Here is an 18,963-nt window from a genome sequence, read left to right as displayed (position 1 = left end):
TCAAGACTCGACTATTTGGGAGTGAATGCAGGACATGTCCCGCAATTCTTATATTCAGCAGAACTCTGACATCCAGGCCGCTGGCGGCCTGGTCCCGATGGTTATCGAGCAGTCCGCCCGTGGCGAACGCGCCTATGACATCTATTCGCGCCTTCTCAAGGAGCGGGTCATCTTTATGGTTGGTCCGGTAGAGGACTACATGGCCAACCTTATCGCCGCGCAACTGCTTTTCCTTGAAGCGGAAAACCCGGACAAGGATATCCATCTCTACATCAACTCACCGGGCGGTTCGGTCACTGCAGGCATGTCGATCTACGACACCATGCAGTTCATCAAGCCGGACGTCTCGACCATCTGCATCGGTCAGGCGTGCAGCATGGGTGCATTCCTGCTGGCTGGCGGCGCAGAGGGCAAGCGTCACTGCCTGCCTAACTCGCGGATGATGATTCACCAGCCGTTGGGCGGTTTCCAGGGTCAGGCGTCGGACATCGACATCCATGCCAAGGAAATCCTGCACATTCGTCATCGCCTGAACTCGTTGCTGGCGCATCACACCGGCCAGAGCCTCGAAACCATCGAGCGTGATACCGAGCGTGATAACTTCATGAGCGCAGAGCGTGCGGCGGAATACGGCCTGATCGACTCCGTGATCAACAAGCGTCAAATGCCTGCCTAAGCGGCTCAAAATGTAGGGGGTCGGCACAACCGACCGCCTGCGGACTTGAAAAAGCCCGCAATAGCCTTCATCTTGTGTTGCAAGCCTACCGGATTGGATCGATCGAATGACTGACACCCGCAACGGCGAGGACAACGGCAAATTGCTCTATTGCTCCTTCTGTGGCAAAAGCCAGCATGAAGTGCGCAAATTGATTGCCGGCCCCTCGGTCTTTATCTGCGACGAGTGCGTCGACCTGTGCAATGACATCATCCGCGAGGAGGTGCAGGAAGCACAGGCAGAAAGCAGCGCGCATAAATTGCCTTCGCCTAAAGAAATCAGCGGCATCCTTGACCAGTATGTAATCGGTCAGGAACGTGCCAAAAAGGTTCTCGCAGTAGCGGTGTACAACCACTACAAGCGTCTGAACCAGCGCGACAAGAAGAACGACGATGTCGAGCTGGGCAAGAGCAACATCCTGCTGATCGGCCCTACGGGCTCCGGCAAGACGCTGCTGGCTGAAACACTGGCCCGCCTGCTTAACGTGCCGTTTACCATTGCCGACGCCACCACCCTGACCGAAGCCGGTTATGTGGGTGAGGACGTCGAAAACATTATCCAGAAGCTGTTGCAGAAATGTGATTACGATGTCGAGAAGGCCCAGATGGGTATTGTCTACATCGATGAAATCGACAAGATTTCGCGCAAATCCGACAACCCTTCGATCACTCGTGACGTTTCCGGTGAAGGCGTGCAACAGGCCTTGCTGAAACTGATCGAGGGCACCGTGGCTTCCGTTCCGCCTCAAGGTGGTCGCAAGCATCCGCAGCAGGAATTCCTGCAGGTGGACACGCGCAACATCCTCTTCATATGCGGTGGCGCCTTCTCGGGCCTGGAAAAGGTCATTCAGAACCGTTCCACCCGTGGCGGCATCGGTTTCAACGCCGAAGTTCGCAGCAAGGAGGAGGGCAAGAAGGTGGGCGAGTCCCTGCGTGAGGTCGAGCCTGACGATCTGGTCAAGTTTGGTCTGATCCCGGAATTCGTCGGTCGTCTGCCGGTGCTTGCAACGCTGGACGAGCTGGATGAGGCTGCTTTGATTCAGATCCTCACCGAGCCGAAAAACGCGTTGACCAAGCAGTACGCCAAGCTGTTCGAAATGGAAGGCGTGGACCTCGAGTTCCGCACCGACGCGCTGAAATCGGTTGCCCGTCGTGCGCTGGAGCGCAAGACCGGTGCTCGTGGCCTGCGCTCCATCCTCGAAGGCGTGCTGCTCGACACCATGTACGAGATCCCGTCGCAAAGCGACGTGAGCAAGGTGGTGATCGACGAGAGCGTTATCGATGGCACGTCCAAGCCGTTGCTGATCTACGAAAACAGCGAGCCACCCGCCAAGGCTGCTCCTGACGCGTAAAGCATTGATGTGCGTTTGCGTGTGAAGTGACACAAAAGGGGGCCTTTTCGGCCCCCTTTTGCATTTTCGGCCAGTTCATTCGTTCTGTATGAAGAAACTGATCTTGGCGTGGTGTTTCTCTAGAGCTTGTTTTTTTTGAACGCTACCCCCATCTTGGCTTCAAGCTAATTCCATCTGTCCCGGCCAACTGGCCGCCGTAGAGGCGAAATCATGAAGACCACTATTGAATTGCCTCTCTTGCCATTGCGTGATGTCGTGGTTTATCCGCACATGGTTATCCCGCTGTTCGTGGGGCGCGAGAAGTCTATCGAAGCCCTTGAAGCGGCGATGACAGGCGACAAGCAGATCTTGCTGCTCGCGCAAAGAAACCCGGCTGACGACGATCCTGACGAAAAGGCTCTGTACAGCGTCGGCACCATCGCCACCGTATTGCAGCTGCTCAAACTGCCGGATGGCACCGTCAAGGTGCTGGTTGAAGGTGAGCAGCGAGGTTCGGTGGAGCGTTTCATCGAAGTCGATGGCCATTACCGTGCCGATGTGGCGTTGATCGACGAAGTCGATGCGCCAGACCGCGAATCGGAAGTGTTTGTGCGCAGCCTGCTGGCTCAATTCGAGCAGTACGTGCAACTGGGCAAGAAAGTCCCCGCAGAAGTCCTCTCTTCGCTCAACAGCATTGATGAGCCAGGCCGCCTGGTAGACACCATGGCGGCGCATATGGCGCTGAAAATCGAGCAGAAGCAGGAAATCCTTGAGATTATCGACCTGTCAGCCCGTGTCGAACACGTGCTGGCCTTACTGGATGCCGAAATCGACCTGCTGCAGGTTGAAAAGCGCATCCGCGGTCGCGTGAAAAAGCAAATGGAGCGCAGCCAGCGCGAGTACTACCTGAACGAGCAGATGAAGGCCATTCAGAAAGAACTTGGCGACGGCGACGAAGGCCACAACGAAATCGAAGAGCTGAAAAAGCGCATCGACGCTGCTGGCCTGCCCAAAGACGCTCTGGCCAAGGCAACTGCCGAGCTGAACAAGCTCAAGCAGATGTCGCCGATGTCGGCCGAGGCGACCGTTGTGCGCACCTACATCGACTGGCTGGTTCAAGTGCCGTGGAAGGCGCAGAGCAAAGTTCGCCTGGACCTTGCGCGTGCCGAAGCGATTCTCGACGCCGACCATTATGGTCTGGACGAGGTCAAGGAACGCATCCTTGAATACCTCGCTGTGCAGAAGCGCGTGAAGAAGATTCGTGGTCCTGTGCTGTGTCTGGTAGGGCCTCCAGGTGTGGGTAAAACCTCCCTGGCCGAGTCCATCGCCAATGCGACCAATCGCAAATTTGTGCGTATGGCGCTGGGTGGCGTGCGTGACGAGGCTGAAATCCGGGGTCATCGCCGTACTTATATCGGTTCGATGCCAGGAAGATTGATACAAAAGATGACAAAGGTGGGCGTTCGCAACCCGCTGTTCCTGCTCGATGAAATCGACAAGATGGGCAGCGACATGCGTGGCGATCCGGCCTCGGCATTGCTTGAGGTTCTGGACCCCGAGCAGAACCACAATTTCAACGACCACTACCTTGAAGTCGACTACGACCTTTCGGATGTGATGTTCCTCTGCACCTCGAACTCGATGAACATCCCGCCAGCCTTGCTGGACCGGATGGAAGTCATTCGTTTGCCGGGCTACACCGAAGACGAAAAGATCAACATCGCCGTCAAATACCTCTCGCCCAAGCAGATTCAGGCCAACGGCTTGAAGAAAGGCGAGGTCCAGTTCGACGAGGCAGCGATCCGCGACATCATCCGTTACTACACCCGGGAAGCGGGCGTGCGCGGGCTTGAGCGCCAGATTGCCAAGGTCTGCCGTAAGGCGGTCAAAGAACACACGATGGAAAAACGCTTCTCCGTGCAGGTCACAGCCGAGATGCTGGAACACTTCCTGGGCGTGCGTAAATTCCGTTACGGACTGGCCGAGCAGCAGGATCAGATCGGGCAGGTAACCGGTTTGGCGTGGACGCAGGTGGGCGGTGAATTGCTGACCATCGAAGCCGCAGTGGTCTCGGGCAAAGGGCAATTGATCAAGACCGGTTCTCTGGGCGATGTGATGGTTGAATCGATCACTGCCGCACAAACCGTGGTACGCAGCAGGGCCCGTAGCCTGGGCATTCCAGCGGATTTCCACGAGAAACACGACACGCACATCCACATGCCTGAGGGCGCTACGCCGAAGGACGGCCCGAGCGCCGGTGTGGGCATGTGTACCGCTCTTGTGTCAGCGCTTACACAGATCCCGGTGCGTGCCGATGTGGCAATGACCGGCGAAATCACCTTGCGCGGGCAGGTTCTGGCGATTGGTGGCCTGAAGGAAAAACTGCTCGCTGCACATCGCGGTGGCATCAAGACGGTGATCATTCCGGAAGAAAACGTGCGTGATTTGAAGGAGATTCCTGACAACATCAAGCAGGATCTGCAGATCAAGCCCGTTAAATGGATTGACGAAGTCCTGCAAATTGCGCTGCAATACGCGCCGGAGCCGTTGCCGGACGTGGCTACTGATCTGGTCGCAAAGGATGAAAAACGCGAGTCGGACTCTAAGGATAGAATTAGCACGCATTAAGACTGGGCAGGCTTCCTTGACAGCTTTTTAGAGCCCTTGTTATAAAGCGGCTCTTCAAAGCAATCACCAGCAAGCCTTCCAGCGCTCGTTTTGCTTAACACCTAAAACTTAGAAACATACTCAATATAGAGATAAGGGGACTTAGAGTGAACAAGTCGGAACTGATTGATGCTATCGCTGCATCTGCTGATATCCCGAAAGCTGCTGCTGGCCGTGCGCTGGACGCAGTGATCGAATCCGTCACTGGCGCTCTGAAGGCTGGCGACTCGGTTGTTTTGGTTGGCTTTGGTACGTTCTCCGTGACTGATCGTCCTGCTCGCATCGGTCGCAATCCTCAGACCGGTAAGACGCTGGAAATCGCTGCTGCTAAAAAACCAGGTTTCAAAGCCGGTAAAGCTCTCAAAGAAGCTGTCAACTAAGCCTCTTGAAGCTTTTGCCCGCTGGGTCAGACCCGTTCTGGTCCAGTAGCGCAGCGGTGGTGCGTTCGGTTGCGACACCGAAGGGTTCGAGCCCTACCGCTTCGTCAGTTACGAGAAGGCGCATCCTCGGATGCGCCTTTCTTCTATCCGCTTTCTACCCACGCTCCGCGGTTGGTTAGTCAGTTCAACCGTTTTGGGGGACGCAATGCTGCAGAACATCAGGGACAATTCACAAGGCTGGATTGCCAAGACAATTATCGGAATCATCATCGCTCTGATGGCCTTCACCGGCATCGAGGCAATGTTTACCGCTACCAGCAACAAGCAGAACGCAGCTGAGGTCAACGGCGAGGACATCACTCAGAATGAGTTGAGTCAGGCTGTGGACATGCAGCGCCGCCAGTTGGCTCAGCAGCTTGCGCAGCAGTTGGGCAAGGATTTCGATCCTGCGATGCTCGACGAAAAACTGCTGCGTGAATCGGCCCTCAAAGGCCTGATTGATCGCAAGCTGCTGCTGCAAGGCGCAGGCGATGCCAGGTTCTCGTTTTCCGACGCCGCACTGGATCAACAGCTGTTGCAGACGCCTGAGTTTCAGGTTGATGGCAAGTTCAGTGCTGACCGATTCGACCAGGTGATTCGTCAGCTCGGTTACAGCCGTATGCAATTTCGCCAGATGCTGGGTCAGGAAATGCTCATCGGTCAGGTGCGTGCGGGTGTTGCGGGCAGTGCCTTCGTGACCGACGCACAGGTTGACGCTTTTGCCCGTCTGGAAAAACAGACGCGTGATTTCGCTTCGCTGACGCTGCCGGCTGATCCTTCTGCAGTCAAAGTGACCGACGACGAAGTCAAGGCTCACTACGACCAGCATGCCAAGGAGTTCATGAGCCCTGAGCAGGTTGTGCTTGATTACATCGAATTGAAGAAATCGTCTTTCTTCGACAAGGTGACGGTCAAGGACGAAGACTTGCAGGCGGCCTATCAGAAAGAAATCGCCAACCTGTCGGAACAGCGTCGTGCTGCACACATCCTCATCGAAGTGAACGACAAGCTGAACGACGATCAGGCCAAGGCAAAGGTTGAAGAAATTCAACAGCGTCTGGCCAAGGGTGAGGATTTCGCAGCGCTGGCCAAAGAGTTCTCGCAGGACCCTGGTTCGTCCAGCAAGGGCGGTGATCTTGGGTTTGCAGGTAAGGGCGTCTACGACCCGGCTTTTGAAGAGGCGCTGTATGCCTTGAACAAGGACCAGGTTTCGCAGCCCGTGCGCACAGACTTCGGCTGGCATTTGATCAAGCTGCTGGGCGTCGAAGCGCCGTCGGTGCCGACCTTTGCCAGCTTAAAAGAAAAGCTGAGCAACGATCTGAAATCGCAGCTGGTCGAGCAGAAGTTTGTCGAAGTGACCAAGCAGCTGGAAGATTCTGCATTTGAATCCTCCGATCTGACTCAACCGGCACAAGACCTGGGTCTGAAGGTTCAGACCACAGCGCCATTCGGTCGTGAAGGCGGTGAAGGCCTGACGGCCAACCGCGCGGTCATCCAGGCTGCGTTCAGCCCGGAAGTCCTGGAAGAGGGTTCCAACAGCAACACGTTGGAGCTGGATCCGGAGACCGTTCTGGTTGTGCGCTCCAAAGAGCACCTGCAACCGCAGCAGTTGCCGCTTGAGAGCGTTGCCAGCTCGATTCGCGCTCAACTGGTCAAGGAGCACGCCACGGCTGCTGCGAAGACCAAGGGCGAGGCTCTGCTGGCCGGACTACGTGATGGCAAGATCCCGTTGGCTGCGAAGCAGGACGGTCGTGACTGGAAATCGATGGAAGCGGTTTCTCGCAGTCAGGAAGGTGTTGATCCTCAAGTTCTGCAGGCGCTGTTTCGCATGCCAAAGCCTGTTGCCAAGGAAAAGCCGGAATTTGCCAGCATTACCGCAGCCGATGGCAGCTTCGTGATTGTGCGTCTCAATGGCGTGAATCAGGCCGCTGCACCGACTGATGCGGAAAAGGCGCAATATCGCCGCTTCCTCGCGTCGCGTGCCGGTCAGCAGGATTTCGCGGCCTACCGTGCACAGTTGGAAAGCAAGGCGAAGATCGAGAAGTTCTAAGCTCGAAACCTGCCCAAAAAAGAAGGCCGCTCAGTGAGCGGCCTTCTTTTTGAGTGCAGGAAAGTAAGCTGCAGGAAAGTGCCGCTCGCGAGGAGCGGCGCTTGCCGTCTTACTCGTCCATGCTGCCCATCGCGGTGGTGTTGAAACCGCCATCGACGTACATGATTTCACCGCTGATGCCCGACGCCAGGTCCGAACACAGGAACGCGCCGGCGTTGCCGACCTCGTCGATGGTGACGTTGCGGCGCAGAGGGGTCTGCGCTTCGTTGGCTGCCAGCATCTTGCGGAAGTTCTTGATGCCCGAAGCGGCCAGCGTGCGGATCGGACCTGCTGACACGGCGTTGACGCGAGTGCCTTCCGGGCCCAGGCTGCCGGCCAGGTAACGAACGCCGGCTTCAAGGCTGGCCTTGGCCATGCCCATGACGTTGTAGTTAGGCATGGTGCGCTCTGCGCCCAGGTACGACAGGGTCAGCAGGCTGCCATTGCGGCCTTTCATCATTTCGCGACCGGCCTTGGCCAGGGCCACGAAGCTGTAGGCGCTGATGTCGTGAGCGATGCGGAAACCTTCGCGGGTGGTGGCGTTGGTGAAGTCGCCATCGAGCTGGTCGCCCGGCGCGAAGCCAACCGAGTGAACGATCACGTCCAGGCCGTCCCACTTCTTGCTCAGCTCTTCAAAGACCTTGTTGATCTCTTCGTCGCTGGCCACATCGCAAGGGAAGCACAGCTCAGGGCCTGAACCCCAGCCTGCGGCGAACTCTTCGACACGACCCTTGAGTTTGTCGTTCTGGTAGGTGAAGGCAAGCTCAGCACCTTCACGATGCATGGCGGCGGCGATACCGGATGCGATGGACAGTTTACTGGCGACACCGACGATCAGGACGCGCTTACCGGCGAGAAAACCCATGTGTTGTTCCTCTTCAGGTTCAGGTTAATCGACAGCTACGGGGGCTAGAAAAGCGGCCTCCAGCAGCTGCTGTGTATAAGGATGTTGCGGTGCGGCGAAGATTTCCTGCGCTGCACCCTGTTCGACCACTTGGCCTTGCTTGACCACCATCAGTTGGTGGCTCAGCGCTTTGACGACAGCCAGGTCATGGCTGATGAACAAATATGTCAGGTTGTACTTGGTTTGCAGCGAGCGAAGCAATTCGACCACCTGGCGCTGCACGGTCCGGTCGAGGGCCGAGGTCGGCTCGTCCAGCAGAATCAGCGCCGGTTTGAGCACCAGCGCCCGGGCAATGGCAATTCGCTGCCGCTGACCACCAGAGAATTCATGGGGATAGCGGTGCCGGGTGTCCGGATCCAGGCCAACCTCCCTGAGTGCTTCGATGATCGCCGTCTGCTGCTCGGCAGGCGTGCCCATGCCGTGGATGCGCAAGCCTTCGCCGACGATTTCACCCACCGACATGCGCGGGCTCAAACTGCCAAACGGGTCCTGGAACACCACCTGCATCTGCCTGCGCAACGGTCGGATTTGCTGTTGCGACAGAGATTCTAGCGCGTTGCCCTTGAAACGTATGGTGCCCTGGCTGCCAATCAGTCGTAGAATCGCCAGCCCCAGCGTCGATTTGCCCGACCCGCTTTCGCCCACGATACCCAGTGTTTGCCCTTGCGGCAGACTGAAGCCAATGCCGTCCACCGCCTTGGCGTGGTCGACCGTGCGCTTGAGCAGGCCTTTTTTGATCGGGAACCAGACTTTCAGGTCCTCGACCTCGAGCAGCGGAGCACCGGCCGGGTTGGTCGAAGGACCGCCGCTGGGCTCTGCGCTGAGCAACACTTTGGTATAAGGATGTTGCGGCGAACGGAACAATTCTTCGCACGATGCCTGTTCGACGATGCAACCGCGCTGCATGACACATACTCGGTTGGCTATTTGCCTCACCACGTTGAGGTCGTGGCTGATCAGCAACAGTGCCATGCCCAGTCGAGCCTGCAATTGCTTGAGCAATTCGAGGATTTTCAGCTGTACCGTGACATCCAGCGCAGTGGTCGGTTCGTCGGCAATCAGCAGCTCGGGTTCGTTGGCCAGCGCCATGGCAATCATCACGCGCTGGCGCTGGCCGCCTGATAGCTCGTGTGGCAGGGCTTTGAGGCGTTTATGTGGCTCAGGGATGCCGACCAGTTCCAGAAGCTCCAGCGTGCGTGCTGTGGCCGCCTTACCGGTCAGCCCCTTGTGCAGGCCTAGCACCTCGTTAATCTGCTTTTCGACCGAATGCAGCGGGTTGAGTGAGGTCATCGGCTCCTGGAAGATCATGGCAATGCGGTTGCCACGGATCGAGCGCAGTTTTTTCTCTTCTGCTTTCAGCAGGTCTTCGCCCGCATAGTGAATGGTGCCGCTCGGGTGGCTGGCGATGGGGTAGGGCAGCAGACGCAGAATCGAATGCGCGGTGACCGATTTGCCCGAGCCGCTTTCGCCTACCAGCGCCAGGGTTTCACCGCGACGAATATCGAAGCTGATGTTCTCGACCACCCGTTGCCGCGAGTCGCCCGTCACGAACTCGACCGCCAGATCGCGGATTTCGATCAGATTGTCGTTGTTCATCTTATTTCCTTGGGTCGAATGCATCGCGGGCGGATTCGCCGATGAATACCAGCAGGCTCAGCATGATGGCCAGCACCGCAAACGCGCTGATGCCCAGCCAGGGTGCCTGCAGGTTGGATTTGCCCTGTGCGACCAGCTCGCCCAGCGAGGGTGAACCGGCGGGCAGGCCGAAACCTAGGAAATCCAGTGCCGTCAGGGTGCCGATGGCGCCAGTGAGAATGAACGGCAGGAAGGTCATGGTCGAGACCATGGCGTTGGGCAGAATGTGGCGGAACATGATTGCGCCGTTTTCCCTGCCCAGCGCCCGAGCCGCACGCACGTACTCCAGGTTGCGACCGCGCAGGAACTCGGCACGCACTACGTCCACCAGGCCCATCCAGGAAAACAGCAGCATGATACCCAGCAGCCACCAGAAGTTGGGCTGCACAAAGCTGGCCAGGATGATCAACAGGTACAGCACAGGCAGGCCCGACCAGACCTCCAGAAAGCGCTGGCCCAGCAAGTCGACCCAGCCGCCGTAATAGCCCTGCAAGGCACCGGCAATCACACCGATGATCGAGCTGAGGATGGTCAGGGTCAGGGCGAACAGCACGGAAATCCTGAAGCCGTAAATCACTCGCGCCAACACGTCACGGCCCTGATCGTCGGTGCCCAGCAGGTTTTCCCGGGACGGTGGCGCAGGGGCGGGTACTTTCAGATCGTAATTGATGCTCTGGTAACTGAACGGGATCGGCGCCCACAGGGTCCAGCCATCTTTCGCAGCCAGCAGCTCCTTGATGTACGGGCTCTTGTAATTGGCTTCCAGCGGGAATTCGCCGCCGAAGGTGGTTTCCGGGTAACGCTCGATCACCGGAAAATACCACTGGCCGTCGTAGCGCACGGCCAGCGGTTTATCGTTGGCGATCAGCTCGGCGCCCAGGCTCAGGCCGAACAAAATGAGGAACAGCCACAGAGACCACCAGCCGCGTCGATTGGCTTTGAAACGTTCGAAACGGCGGCGATTGAGAGGAGACAACTTCATATCAATGCTTCCTGCTTTCGAAATCGATGCGCGGATCCACCAGGGTGTAGGTGATGTCGCCGATCAGCTTCACCACCAACCCAAGCAGGGTGAAGATGAACAGGGTGCCAAAGACCACCGGGTAGTCGCGGTTGATAGCGGCTTCAAAACTCATCAGGCCCAGGCCGTCCAGCGAGAAGATCACCTCCACCAGCAGCGAGCCGGTGAAGAAAATACCGATGAATGCCGAGGGGAAACCGGCAATCACCAGCAGCATCGCATTGCGGAACACGTGACCGTAAAGCACCTTGTGATTGCTCAGACCCTTGGCTTTGGCGGTGGTGACGTATTGTTTGCTGATCTCGTCGAGAAAGCTGTTCTTGGTCAGCAGGGTCATGGTGGCGAAGTTGCCGATCACCAGTGCGGTGACGGGCAGCACCAAGTGCCAGAAGTAATCGAAAATCTTGCCCAGCGTGCTCAGCTCCTCGTAGTTGTTGGAGGTCAGGCCGCGCAACGGAAACCAGTTGAAGTAGCTGCCACCGGCAAACACCACGATCAGCAGGATTGCAAACAGGAAGGCCGGAATGGCGTAACCGACGATGATGGCCGAGCTGGTCCAGACGTCGAACTGGCTGCCGTGGCGCGTGGCCTTGGCGATGCCCAGCGGGATCGACACCAGATACATGATCAGCGTGCTCCATAACCCGAGGGAAATGGATACCGGCATTTTCTCGACAATCAGGTCAATCACCTTGGCATCGCTAAAGAAGCTGTCGCCGAAATCCAGCGTGGCGTAGTTCTTGATCATGATCCACAGGCGTTCCGGTGCCGATTTGTCGAAACCGTACATGCGTTCGATTTCCTTGATCAGCGCCGGGTCCAGACCTTGCGCGCCACGATAGTTGGAACCCGCTACCGATACTTCCGCGCCGCCGCCGGCAATCCGGCTGGTGGCCCCGTCGAAGCCTTCGATCTTGGCGATCATCTGTTCCACCGGCCCGCCGGGGGCCGCCTGAATGATGACAAAGTTGATGATCAGGATGCCCAGCAGGGTCGGAATGATCAGCAGCAGCCGCCGCAGAATATAAGCCAGCATGTTATTGCTCCGCGTTCGCAGGCTTGGCCTGATCAGTGGCTGACGGGGTCGCGGTCACGGGTTTGACATCCGGTTTGGCCCACCAGGTCATCAGGCCGATATCAGAAAGCGCCTTGGCCTTGGGGTGATCGATGTGGTTCCAGTAAGCCACCCGCCAGGTCTTGATGTGCCAGTTGGGGGCCACATAGAAACCCCACAGCAACACCCGGTCAAGGGCCTTGGTGTAGTTGATGAGGCTGGCGCGTGAGTCGGCGTTGATTAGACCGTTGACCAGCGTATCGACGGCTGGGTCCTTCAAACCGATGACATTGCGACTGCCCGGATTGTCGGCGCTGGACGAGTCGAAGTACACGCGCTGCTCGTTACCGGGCGAGCTGGACTGCGGAAAGCTGCTGACAATCATGTCGTAGTCCCGCGAACGCAAACGGTTGATGTATTGCGACACATCGGCGCGGCGAATCACCAGTTCGATACCCAGATTACTCAGGTTGCGTTTGTAAGGCAGCAGGATGCGCTCGAATTCGGTCTGTGCGATCAAAAATTCCAGCTTCACCGGGTTGCCTTGGGTGTCGACCATCTTGTCATCGACGATTTTCCAGCCGGCTTCCTGCAAAAGCTGGAAGGCCCGACGCTGTTGTGGGCGAATCATGCCGCTGCCGTCGGTAACCGGTAGCTGAAAAGCCTCGGTGAATACCCGATCCGGAATCTTGCCGCGCAGCGGTTCGAGGATTTTCAGTTCCTCGGCAGAGGGCAGGCCGCTTGAGGCCATTTCCGAGTTGTCGAAATAACTTTTGGTACGGCTGTAGGCACCGTTGAAAAGCTGTTTGTTGGTCCACTCGAAATCCAGCAGCAAGGTCAGCGCTTCGCGCACCCGCGCGTCCTGGAATACCGGTTTGCGCAAGTTGAAAACGAACCCCTGCATACCGGTCGGGTTACCGTTGGGCAGCTCTTCCTTGACCAGCCTGCCATCGCGGACTGCCGGGGTGTTGTAGGCGGTCGCCCAGTTTTTGGCGCTGGTCTCTATCCAGTAGTCGAACTGCCCGGCCTTGCCGGCTTCCAGAGCGACAGTATTGTCGCGGTAGTAGTCGGTGGTCAGCACGTCGAAATTGTAGAAACCCTTGTTGATCGGCAGGTCCTTGCCCCAGTAATCCTTGACCCGCTCATAGCGCACCGAGCGCCCGGCTTTTACATCGACCACCTTGTACGGCCCGCTGCCCAGCGGGAAGTCCAGGTTGCCTTTGCTGAAGTCGCGGTCGGCCCAGAAGTGCTTGGGCAGCACGGGCAACTGGCCAAGAATCAGTGGCATTTCGCGGCTGCCCTTGTGCTTGAACTTGAACAGCACCCGCAGCGGGTCTTCGACGACGACCTGATCGACGTCGGCGTAGTAGCCCTTGTACATGGGCGAGCCGTGTTCCATCAGGGTCTTGAAGCTGAATTCCACATCTTCGGCGCGGATCGGGTGGCCGTCATGGAAGCGTGCTTCAGGCCGCAGGTAGAAGCGTACCCAGCTGTTGTCCGGCGCTTTCTCGATTTTGCCGGCAACCAGCCCGTATTCACTGAAGGGTTCGTCCAGGCTGGCGCGGGCCAGGGTGTCGTAGATCAAGCCGATGTCATCTGCCGGCACGCCCTTGTTGATAAACGGGTTGAGGCTGTCGAACCCGCCAAAGCCTGCCTGACGGAACGTGCCGCCCTTGGGCGCATCCGGGTTCACGTAGTCGAAGTGCTTGAAGTCGGCCGGGTATTTGGGCTGTTCGTCGTACAGCGTCACGCCATGCTGAGGCGCCGCCTGTACCGTGCAAGCGAGGCTGGCCAGCAGCAGGCCGGCCGCTTGCGCGCGCAGGGAATGCAATGGGTTCATCGGGGCTTCTCCAGAGTCTTGAGCCACCACGCACGTAGCCCCAGGGTGTAGGGCGGGGTAGTGACCATGGCGAATCGGTTGCGATAGGCAAGCCGGTGATTGTTCAGGTACCAATTGGGAATGCTGTAGTGCTGGGACAGCAGCACGCGGTCCAGCGCCCGTGCGGCGGCGACCTGTTCGTCACGGGTCTGCGCGGCCAGCAGTTTGTTCAGCAGCGCATCGACCACCGGGTTGGCGATACCGGCGTAGTTCTTGCTGCCGTTGATCGTGGCCTGACTGGAGTGAAAATATTGCCACTGCTCAAGACCGGGGCTCAGCGTCTGTTGCAGGGTCATGAGAATCATGTCGAAGTCGAAGCGGTCCAGGCGCTGTTTGTACTGCGCGCGGTCGACGGTGCGAAGGCCGACATTGATGCCCAGACGGCGCAGGTCCTCAATGTAGGGCTGCAGAATGCGCTCAAGGTTGGGGTTGACCAGCAGGATCTCGAAGCGCAACGGTTGTTTGTTCGCGTTGAGCAACCCCTGATCGGAAAGCGTCCAGCCTGCGTCGGTCAGCAGTTTCAGGGCTTTGCGCAGGGTATCGCGCGGGATGCCGCCGCCATCGGTCTTCGATGGCGCAAACGGTTGGGTGAACAGGCTGGGGGGCAATTGATCGCGGTAAGGGGCGAGCATCAGCCATTCACCGCCGGTCGGCAGGCCCGTCGCGGAAAATTCGCTGTTGGGGTAGTAGCTGGTCGAACGGGCGTAGGCGTCGCTGAACAGCGTGCGGTTGGTCCACTCGAAATTGAACAGCAGCCCCAGCGCTTCACGCACGCGAATGTCGGCGAAGGCCGCGCGCCGGGTGTTCATGAACAGGCCTTGGGTCTGGGTCGGTATGCGGTGCGGGATCTGCGCCTTGATCACCTGGCCGTTGGCGACCGCTGGAAAGTTGTAGCCATTGGCCCAGTTTTTGGCCTGATGTTCGATGTAGATATCGAATTCGCCCGCCTTGAACGCCTCGAACGCCACGTCACTGTCGCGGTAGAACTCGACCTCGACCCGGTCGAAATTGTATTTGCCGCGATTGACCGGCAAGTCCTTGCCCCAGTAATCCTTGACCCGCTCGAACACCAGTTGGCGTCCGGGCTGTACGCGCGTGATGCGGTAGGGGCCGCTGCCCAGTGGCGGCTCGAAGGTCGTGGCCTTGAAGTCTCTGTCTTTCCAGTAATGCTGGGGCAGCACCGGCAGTTCGCCCAGACGCAGGATCAGCAGCGGGTTGCCGGAACGCTTGAAGACAAAGCGGATGCGGTGCCGATTGAGGATATCGACGCGTTGCACTTCCTGCAGGGCGGTGCGGTACTGAGGGTGACCGTCCTTGAGCAGGGTCCGGTAGGAAAAGGCCACGTCGTAGGCGGTGATCGGCTTGCCGTCGTGAAAGCGCGCTTGCGGGCGCAGGTTGAACACCACCCAACTGCGGTCCTCGCTGTATTCCACTGACTGGGCAATCAGCCCGTAACTGGACGTCGGCTCGTCGCCGGAGGGGTCGTACTGGCCGGTGCCGACCATGAGCGGTTCGTTCAGCTCACTGACGCCATATTGCAGGAAGTTTCCGGTCGAGACCGGGCTGCTGCCCTTGAATGTGTAGGGGTTGAGCGTATCGAAAGTGCCAAACGCCATCATTCTCAAGGTGCCACCTTTCGGCGCCTCGGGATTGACCCAGTCGAAATGAGTGAAGCTGGCCGGGTACTTGAGCACACCAAACTGCGCGTAGCCATGACTTTCGGTAATGGCTGCGTTGGCGCAGAAGCTCAAGGCCAGGCTGACGATTAGCAGGAAGGGACGTATCACTATCCAGACGACCTGGGCTTTCGGGTCGCTAACAGTAACAGCTTGTTCCCGTTGGAAAAAGACCGCAGGTGAGGGCGTGGCCAGGACTGCGCCGGCCACCCGCCCCAAGGTCATTGAAGGGCAGGTGGCCGAGGTCATCAGTGCGGCAGGTAAACGGTCAGGGTCTGGCCCGGTTTGAGGGCCTGCCCGCTACGTGGGTTCCAGCGCTTGAGATGTTGCATCTCGACGTTGAAGCGCTTGGCGACCAGGTACATCGAGTCGCCTTTCTGGATCTTGTACTGCATGGATTTCTTTTCGCTGTCTTTACTGCTGGCGCTGGCGACCGCCTTGTTGCCGGCTTTGCTGGTGTCCTGCATGACCAGCGCCTGACCGACCTTGAGCTTCTTGCCGGTGAGCTTGTTCCAGCGTTGCAGGTCTTCGACATCCACCTTGTTGGCTTGCGCGATGGTGGTCAGATTGTCGCCGCTTTTGACTTTATAAGTACGGGTGCGCGTCGGCTTGTCGTTACTGGCCAGCGCTTCGAACACCGGTTGCGAGGAGCGTGTTCCTGGCTGCACCGGAATGCTCAGGGACTGGCCGACTTTCAGTTTGTTGCCCGCCAGCTTGTTATTGCTTTTGAGCGAGCTGGTCGTGACCTGATAGCGACTCGCCAGGCTTTCCAGCGTATCACCCTTGCGCACGCGGTAAGGCTGCCAGGCGACCAGTTCTTCCTGCTTCATGGTCAGCAGGCTGGCGGTCAGCAGTTGCGCCTTGGACGTAGGCACCAGCAAGTGCTGGGGGCCATCGACGGTCAGGCGCTTCTTGTAGGCAGGGTTGAGCTGGATAAGCTCGTCTTCGTCGATGTCGGCGGCGCTGGCCACTTTGGACAGGTCGACACGCTTGTTGAGTTCGACGACTTCGAAATAGGGCTGGTTGGCGATCGGGTTGAGGTTGACGCCATAGGCTTCGGGCGACAGCACCACCTGCGACAGGGCCAGCAGCTTGGGCACGTAGTCGCGGGTTTCCTGCGGGAGTGGCAGGTTCCAGTAGTCGGTCGGCAGGTTGAGCTTGTCGTTGCGTTCGATGGCACGGCTGACCGTCCCTTCGCCGGCATTGTAAGCGGCCAGGGCCAGCAACCAGTCACCGTTGAACATGTCGTGCAGGCGGGTCAGGTAATCCAGTGCGGCAACCGTGGAGGCCTGAATGTCGCGACGCCCGTCGTAGAAGCTGGTCTGGCGCAGGTTGAAGTAGCGCCCGGTGGACGGGATGAACTGCCAGAGGCCGACGGCCTGGCTGCGTGAAACAGCCATCGGGTTGTAGGCGCTTTCGATCACCGGAAGCAGGGCAAGCTCCAGCGGCATGTTGCGTTCTTCGAGGCGCTCTACGATGTAATGCATGTACAGGCTGCCGCGCTCACCAGCGTTTTCCAGAAAGGAAGGGTTGTTGGCGAACCACAGGCGCTGTTGATCGATACGGGGGTTCTGGTCGTTGCCTTGTTGCAGTTGAAAGCCCTGACGCATGCGCTCCCACACATCTTGTGGCGGGGCGAGGGGCGTGGTGGGCTTGTGAGACAGAAAAATCGGCTTTTGCTTGATACCGGCGGCCATGTTCGGCGTGCGGTGGCTGCTGACAGGGTCGACGCTGGCAGTGCTCTGGCAGCCGGCCAGAAGCGCGCTCGCGGTGACGGCCATGGCCTGGGCCAACCGAGTTAATGCGTCCGAATGTGAAGGCTTGCTGATAGATGACGACATTGTTCGGGGGGTACATCCAGACGAAAATGTCGGGCGATTCTAGGAACCAGCCTGCCGTCGGTCAACCTTTCAGAATTTTATTGCGGTTTCAGGGTCGGCTCAGAACTTATCTTTCCATGCCCTCAAGCTGGCAAAGACCGCACTCTGCGAGGTGTTTTGCCCGCCGCTCCGTTCGTCCGCTTTTTCTTTAACGGATGTTTCACGGGTGCGCAGAAAGGGATTTGTGCGTTTTTCCAGCGCCAGGCTGGAAGGCAGGCTGATGCGGTTTTCGCTGCGCATGAGGGTCACCTGGGCGAGCCGCTCGGCGATATCCTGATTGTCTGGCTCGACGGCCTGGGCGAAACGCAGATTGCTCAGGGTGTATTCGTGGGCGCAGTAGATCAGCGTGCTGTCCGGCAATGCCGCGAGGCGTTCCAGCGACGCATGCATCTGCCCGGGCGTGCCTTCGAACAGGCGTCCGCAACCTGCGGCAAACAATGTATCGCCACTGAACAGCAGCGGCGCGGCCGCGTCTTCATGGTAGAAGGCAATGTGGCCCAGGGTGTGGCCGGGCACCGCATGCACAACGAACTCGAGACCGAGCACGGTGAGCCGGTCATGGTCGGCCAGCGCGACATCGCGGGCTGGAATGCTCTCTGCCGCGGGCCCCAGCACGCGCGCCCGGGTGGCCTGCTTGAGTTCGACCACGCCGCCGACGTGATCATTGTGGTGATGGGTAATGAGGATGTCGGTCAGTCGGCAGTGCGGGTTTTGCGCCAGCCATTCCAGCACCGGCGCGGCGTCGCCCGGATCGACGACCACACACTGCTGGCTCGAAAGGTCTTGTAACAACCATATGTAGTTGTCATTGAAAGCAGGAAGGGCATGGATCTGTATCATGGCGCAGTTCGCTTAGCGGCGGACAATGGTGCATCTTAGAGTCTGTTGCCGCTGTACGCGAGCACCTCCGGAGGAGAACTCATGACCGATGAAGCGTTCGCTCAGGCTGATCCTGAGTGGCTTGCATTGATCCGCGCTGCCCGTGAATGGCTTTCGGGGCCGTTGGGGCAGCTTCTGCTCGAAGAAGAACGGCGGGTTCTCGACGAAGAGCTGGGGCGTTATTTCGGCGGTTATCTGGTGCATTACGGGCCTTCTGCGCAAAACCCGCCCGTGGCCCCTCAGGTGCAGCGCAATGTGCGGCTCGGTGCGCCGTTGCCGGGCGTCGAGATTGTCTGTGAAGAGCAGGCATGGCCCTTGAGCGAGCACGCGGCCGATGTGGTCGTGCTGCAGCATGGCCTGGATTTCTGCCTGTCGCCCCACGGTCTGCTACGCGAAGCGGCAAGCAGCGTGCGGCCGGGCGGGCACTTGCTGATCATCGGTATCAACCCCTGGAGCGCCTGGGGCGTGCGGCATGTCTTTGCGCGGGATGCGTTGCGCAAGGCGCGCTGCATTTCATCGTCGCGGGTCGCCGACTGGCTGAACCTGCTGGGCTTCGCGCTGGAGAAACGGCGCTTCGGATGCTATCGTCCGCCCCTTGCTTCAGCAGCATGGCAGTCACGTCTTGCGGGGCTCGAAAGCCTCGGCGAGGGACGGCAGAGCCCCGGCGGCGGTTTCTATCTTCTGGTCGCGCGCAAGCTGGTGGTAGGTCTGCGGCCGTTGCGTCAGGTGCGCCGCGACCCCATCGGCAAGCTGATCCCAATGCCCATGGCCAAGGTCAGTCGCAACACTCAGGATTGTTCCTGAGCACTGCCATG

Annotated in this window: 14 protein-coding genes; 6 read left to right on the top strand and 8 right to left on the bottom strand. The window is 58.7% G+C overall.

Features of this window, described 5'->3' with window-relative positions:
- Nucleotides 1–34 precede the first annotated feature (34 nt).
- The 5 genes from clpP to PSPTO_RS19235 all read left to right on the top strand — a co-directional run bounded on the left by clpP (nt 35) and on the right by PSPTO_RS19235 (nt 7,181).
- On the top strand, nt 35–676 hold the full coding sequence (clpP, locus tag PSPTO_RS19255) for an ATP-dependent Clp endopeptidase proteolytic subunit ClpP (protein WP_002552734.1): 642 nt from the start codon (nt 35–37) through the stop codon (nt 674–676).
- 106 nt (nt 677–782) lie between these two features.
- Complete coding sequence (gene clpX, locus PSPTO_RS19250) at nt 783–2,066, top strand: ATP-dependent Clp protease ATP-binding subunit ClpX (protein WP_005770751.1); 1,284 nt, start codon at nt 783–785, stop codon at nt 2,064–2,066.
- Between the two features lie 210 nt (nt 2,067–2,276).
- Entirely contained in the window at nt 2,277–4,673 is a 2,397-nt protein-coding gene (gene lon, locus PSPTO_RS19245; RefSeq protein WP_005770753.1) for an endopeptidase La, read from the top strand.
- A 146-nt stretch (nt 4,674–4,819) separates the two neighbouring features.
- Nucleotides 4,820–5,092, top strand: a complete 273-nt coding sequence (locus tag PSPTO_RS19240; protein WP_002552737.1) for an HU family DNA-binding protein — start codon at nt 4,820–4,822, stop codon at nt 5,090–5,092.
- A gap of 205 nt (nt 5,093–5,297) precedes the next feature.
- On the top strand, nt 5,298–7,181 hold the full coding sequence (locus PSPTO_RS19235; protein ID WP_005770757.1) for a SurA N-terminal domain-containing protein: 1,884 nt from the start codon (nt 5,298–5,300) through the stop codon (nt 7,179–7,181).
- 109 nt (nt 7,182–7,290) lie between these two features.
- On the opposite strand, the gene fabI is transcribed toward PSPTO_RS19235, so the two are convergent.
- The 8 genes from fabI to gloB all read right to left on the bottom strand — a co-directional run bounded on the left by fabI (nt 7,291) and on the right by gloB (nt 18,109).
- Entirely contained in the window at nt 7,291–8,085 is a 795-nt protein-coding gene (gene fabI, locus PSPTO_RS19230) for an enoyl-ACP reductase FabI (RefSeq protein ID WP_005770759.1), read from the bottom strand.
- Nucleotides 8,086–8,109: 24 nt separating this feature from the next.
- Nucleotides 8,110–9,720, bottom strand: coding sequence for an ABC transporter ATP-binding protein (locus PSPTO_RS19225; protein ID WP_005770761.1), 1,611 nt, complete (start codon nt 9,718–9,720; stop codon nt 8,110–8,112).
- 1 nt (nt 9,721) lies between these two features.
- Complete coding sequence (locus tag PSPTO_RS19220) at nt 9,722–10,741, bottom strand: ABC transporter permease (RefSeq protein WP_011104693.1); 1,020 nt, start codon at nt 10,739–10,741, stop codon at nt 9,722–9,724.
- Nucleotide 10,742: 1 nt separating this feature from the next.
- Nucleotides 10,743–11,816: a microcin C ABC transporter permease YejB gene (locus PSPTO_RS19215; protein ID WP_011104692.1), complete on the bottom strand. Its 1,074-nt coding sequence runs from the start codon at nt 11,814–11,816 to the stop codon at nt 10,743–10,745.
- Nucleotide 11,817: 1 nt separating this feature from the next.
- Complete coding sequence (locus PSPTO_RS19210) at nt 11,818–13,674, bottom strand: extracellular solute-binding protein (RefSeq protein ID WP_011104691.1); 1,857 nt, start codon at nt 13,672–13,674, stop codon at nt 11,818–11,820.
- Nucleotides 13,671–15,500, bottom strand: a complete 1,830-nt coding sequence (locus tag PSPTO_RS19205) for an extracellular solute-binding protein (protein WP_005770766.1) — start codon at nt 15,498–15,500, stop codon at nt 13,671–13,673. The genes PSPTO_RS19210 and PSPTO_RS19205 overlap by 4 nt, the downstream gene beginning before the upstream one ends.
- A 137-nt stretch (nt 15,501–15,637) precedes the next feature.
- Nucleotides 15,638–17,230 carry a lytic transglycosylase domain-containing protein gene (locus tag PSPTO_RS19200; protein ID WP_007245218.1) on the bottom strand — a complete coding sequence of 531 codons (1,593 nt, stop codon included), beginning with the start codon at nt 17,228–17,230 and terminating at the stop codon, nt 15,638–15,640.
- Between the two features lie 99 nt (nt 17,231–17,329).
- The gene (gene gloB, locus PSPTO_RS19195) at nt 17,330–18,109 is read right to left on the bottom strand and encodes a hydroxyacylglutathione hydrolase (protein WP_005770768.1); all 780 of its coding nucleotides are present in this window, start codon (nt 18,107–18,109) and stop codon (nt 17,330–17,332) included.
- Nucleotides 18,110–18,190: 81 nt separating this feature from the next.
- Here gloB and PSPTO_RS19190 point away from each other — a divergent pair, with 81 nt between their 5' ends.
- Nucleotides 18,191–18,952: a methyltransferase domain-containing protein gene (locus PSPTO_RS19190; RefSeq protein ID WP_011104690.1), complete on the top strand. Its 762-nt coding sequence runs from the start codon at nt 18,191–18,193 to the stop codon at nt 18,950–18,952.
- Nucleotides 18,953–18,963: the final 11 nt, after the last annotated feature.

This window comes from Pseudomonas syringae pv. tomato str. DC3000, from assembly GCF_000007805.1.
Taxonomy (GTDB): Bacteria; Pseudomonadota; Gammaproteobacteria; order Pseudomonadales; family Pseudomonadaceae; genus Aquipseudomonas; species Aquipseudomonas avellanae.
The sequence above is the reverse complement of the archived record's forward strand: the minus strand, read 5'-3'. Positions and strand labels throughout refer to the sequence as shown.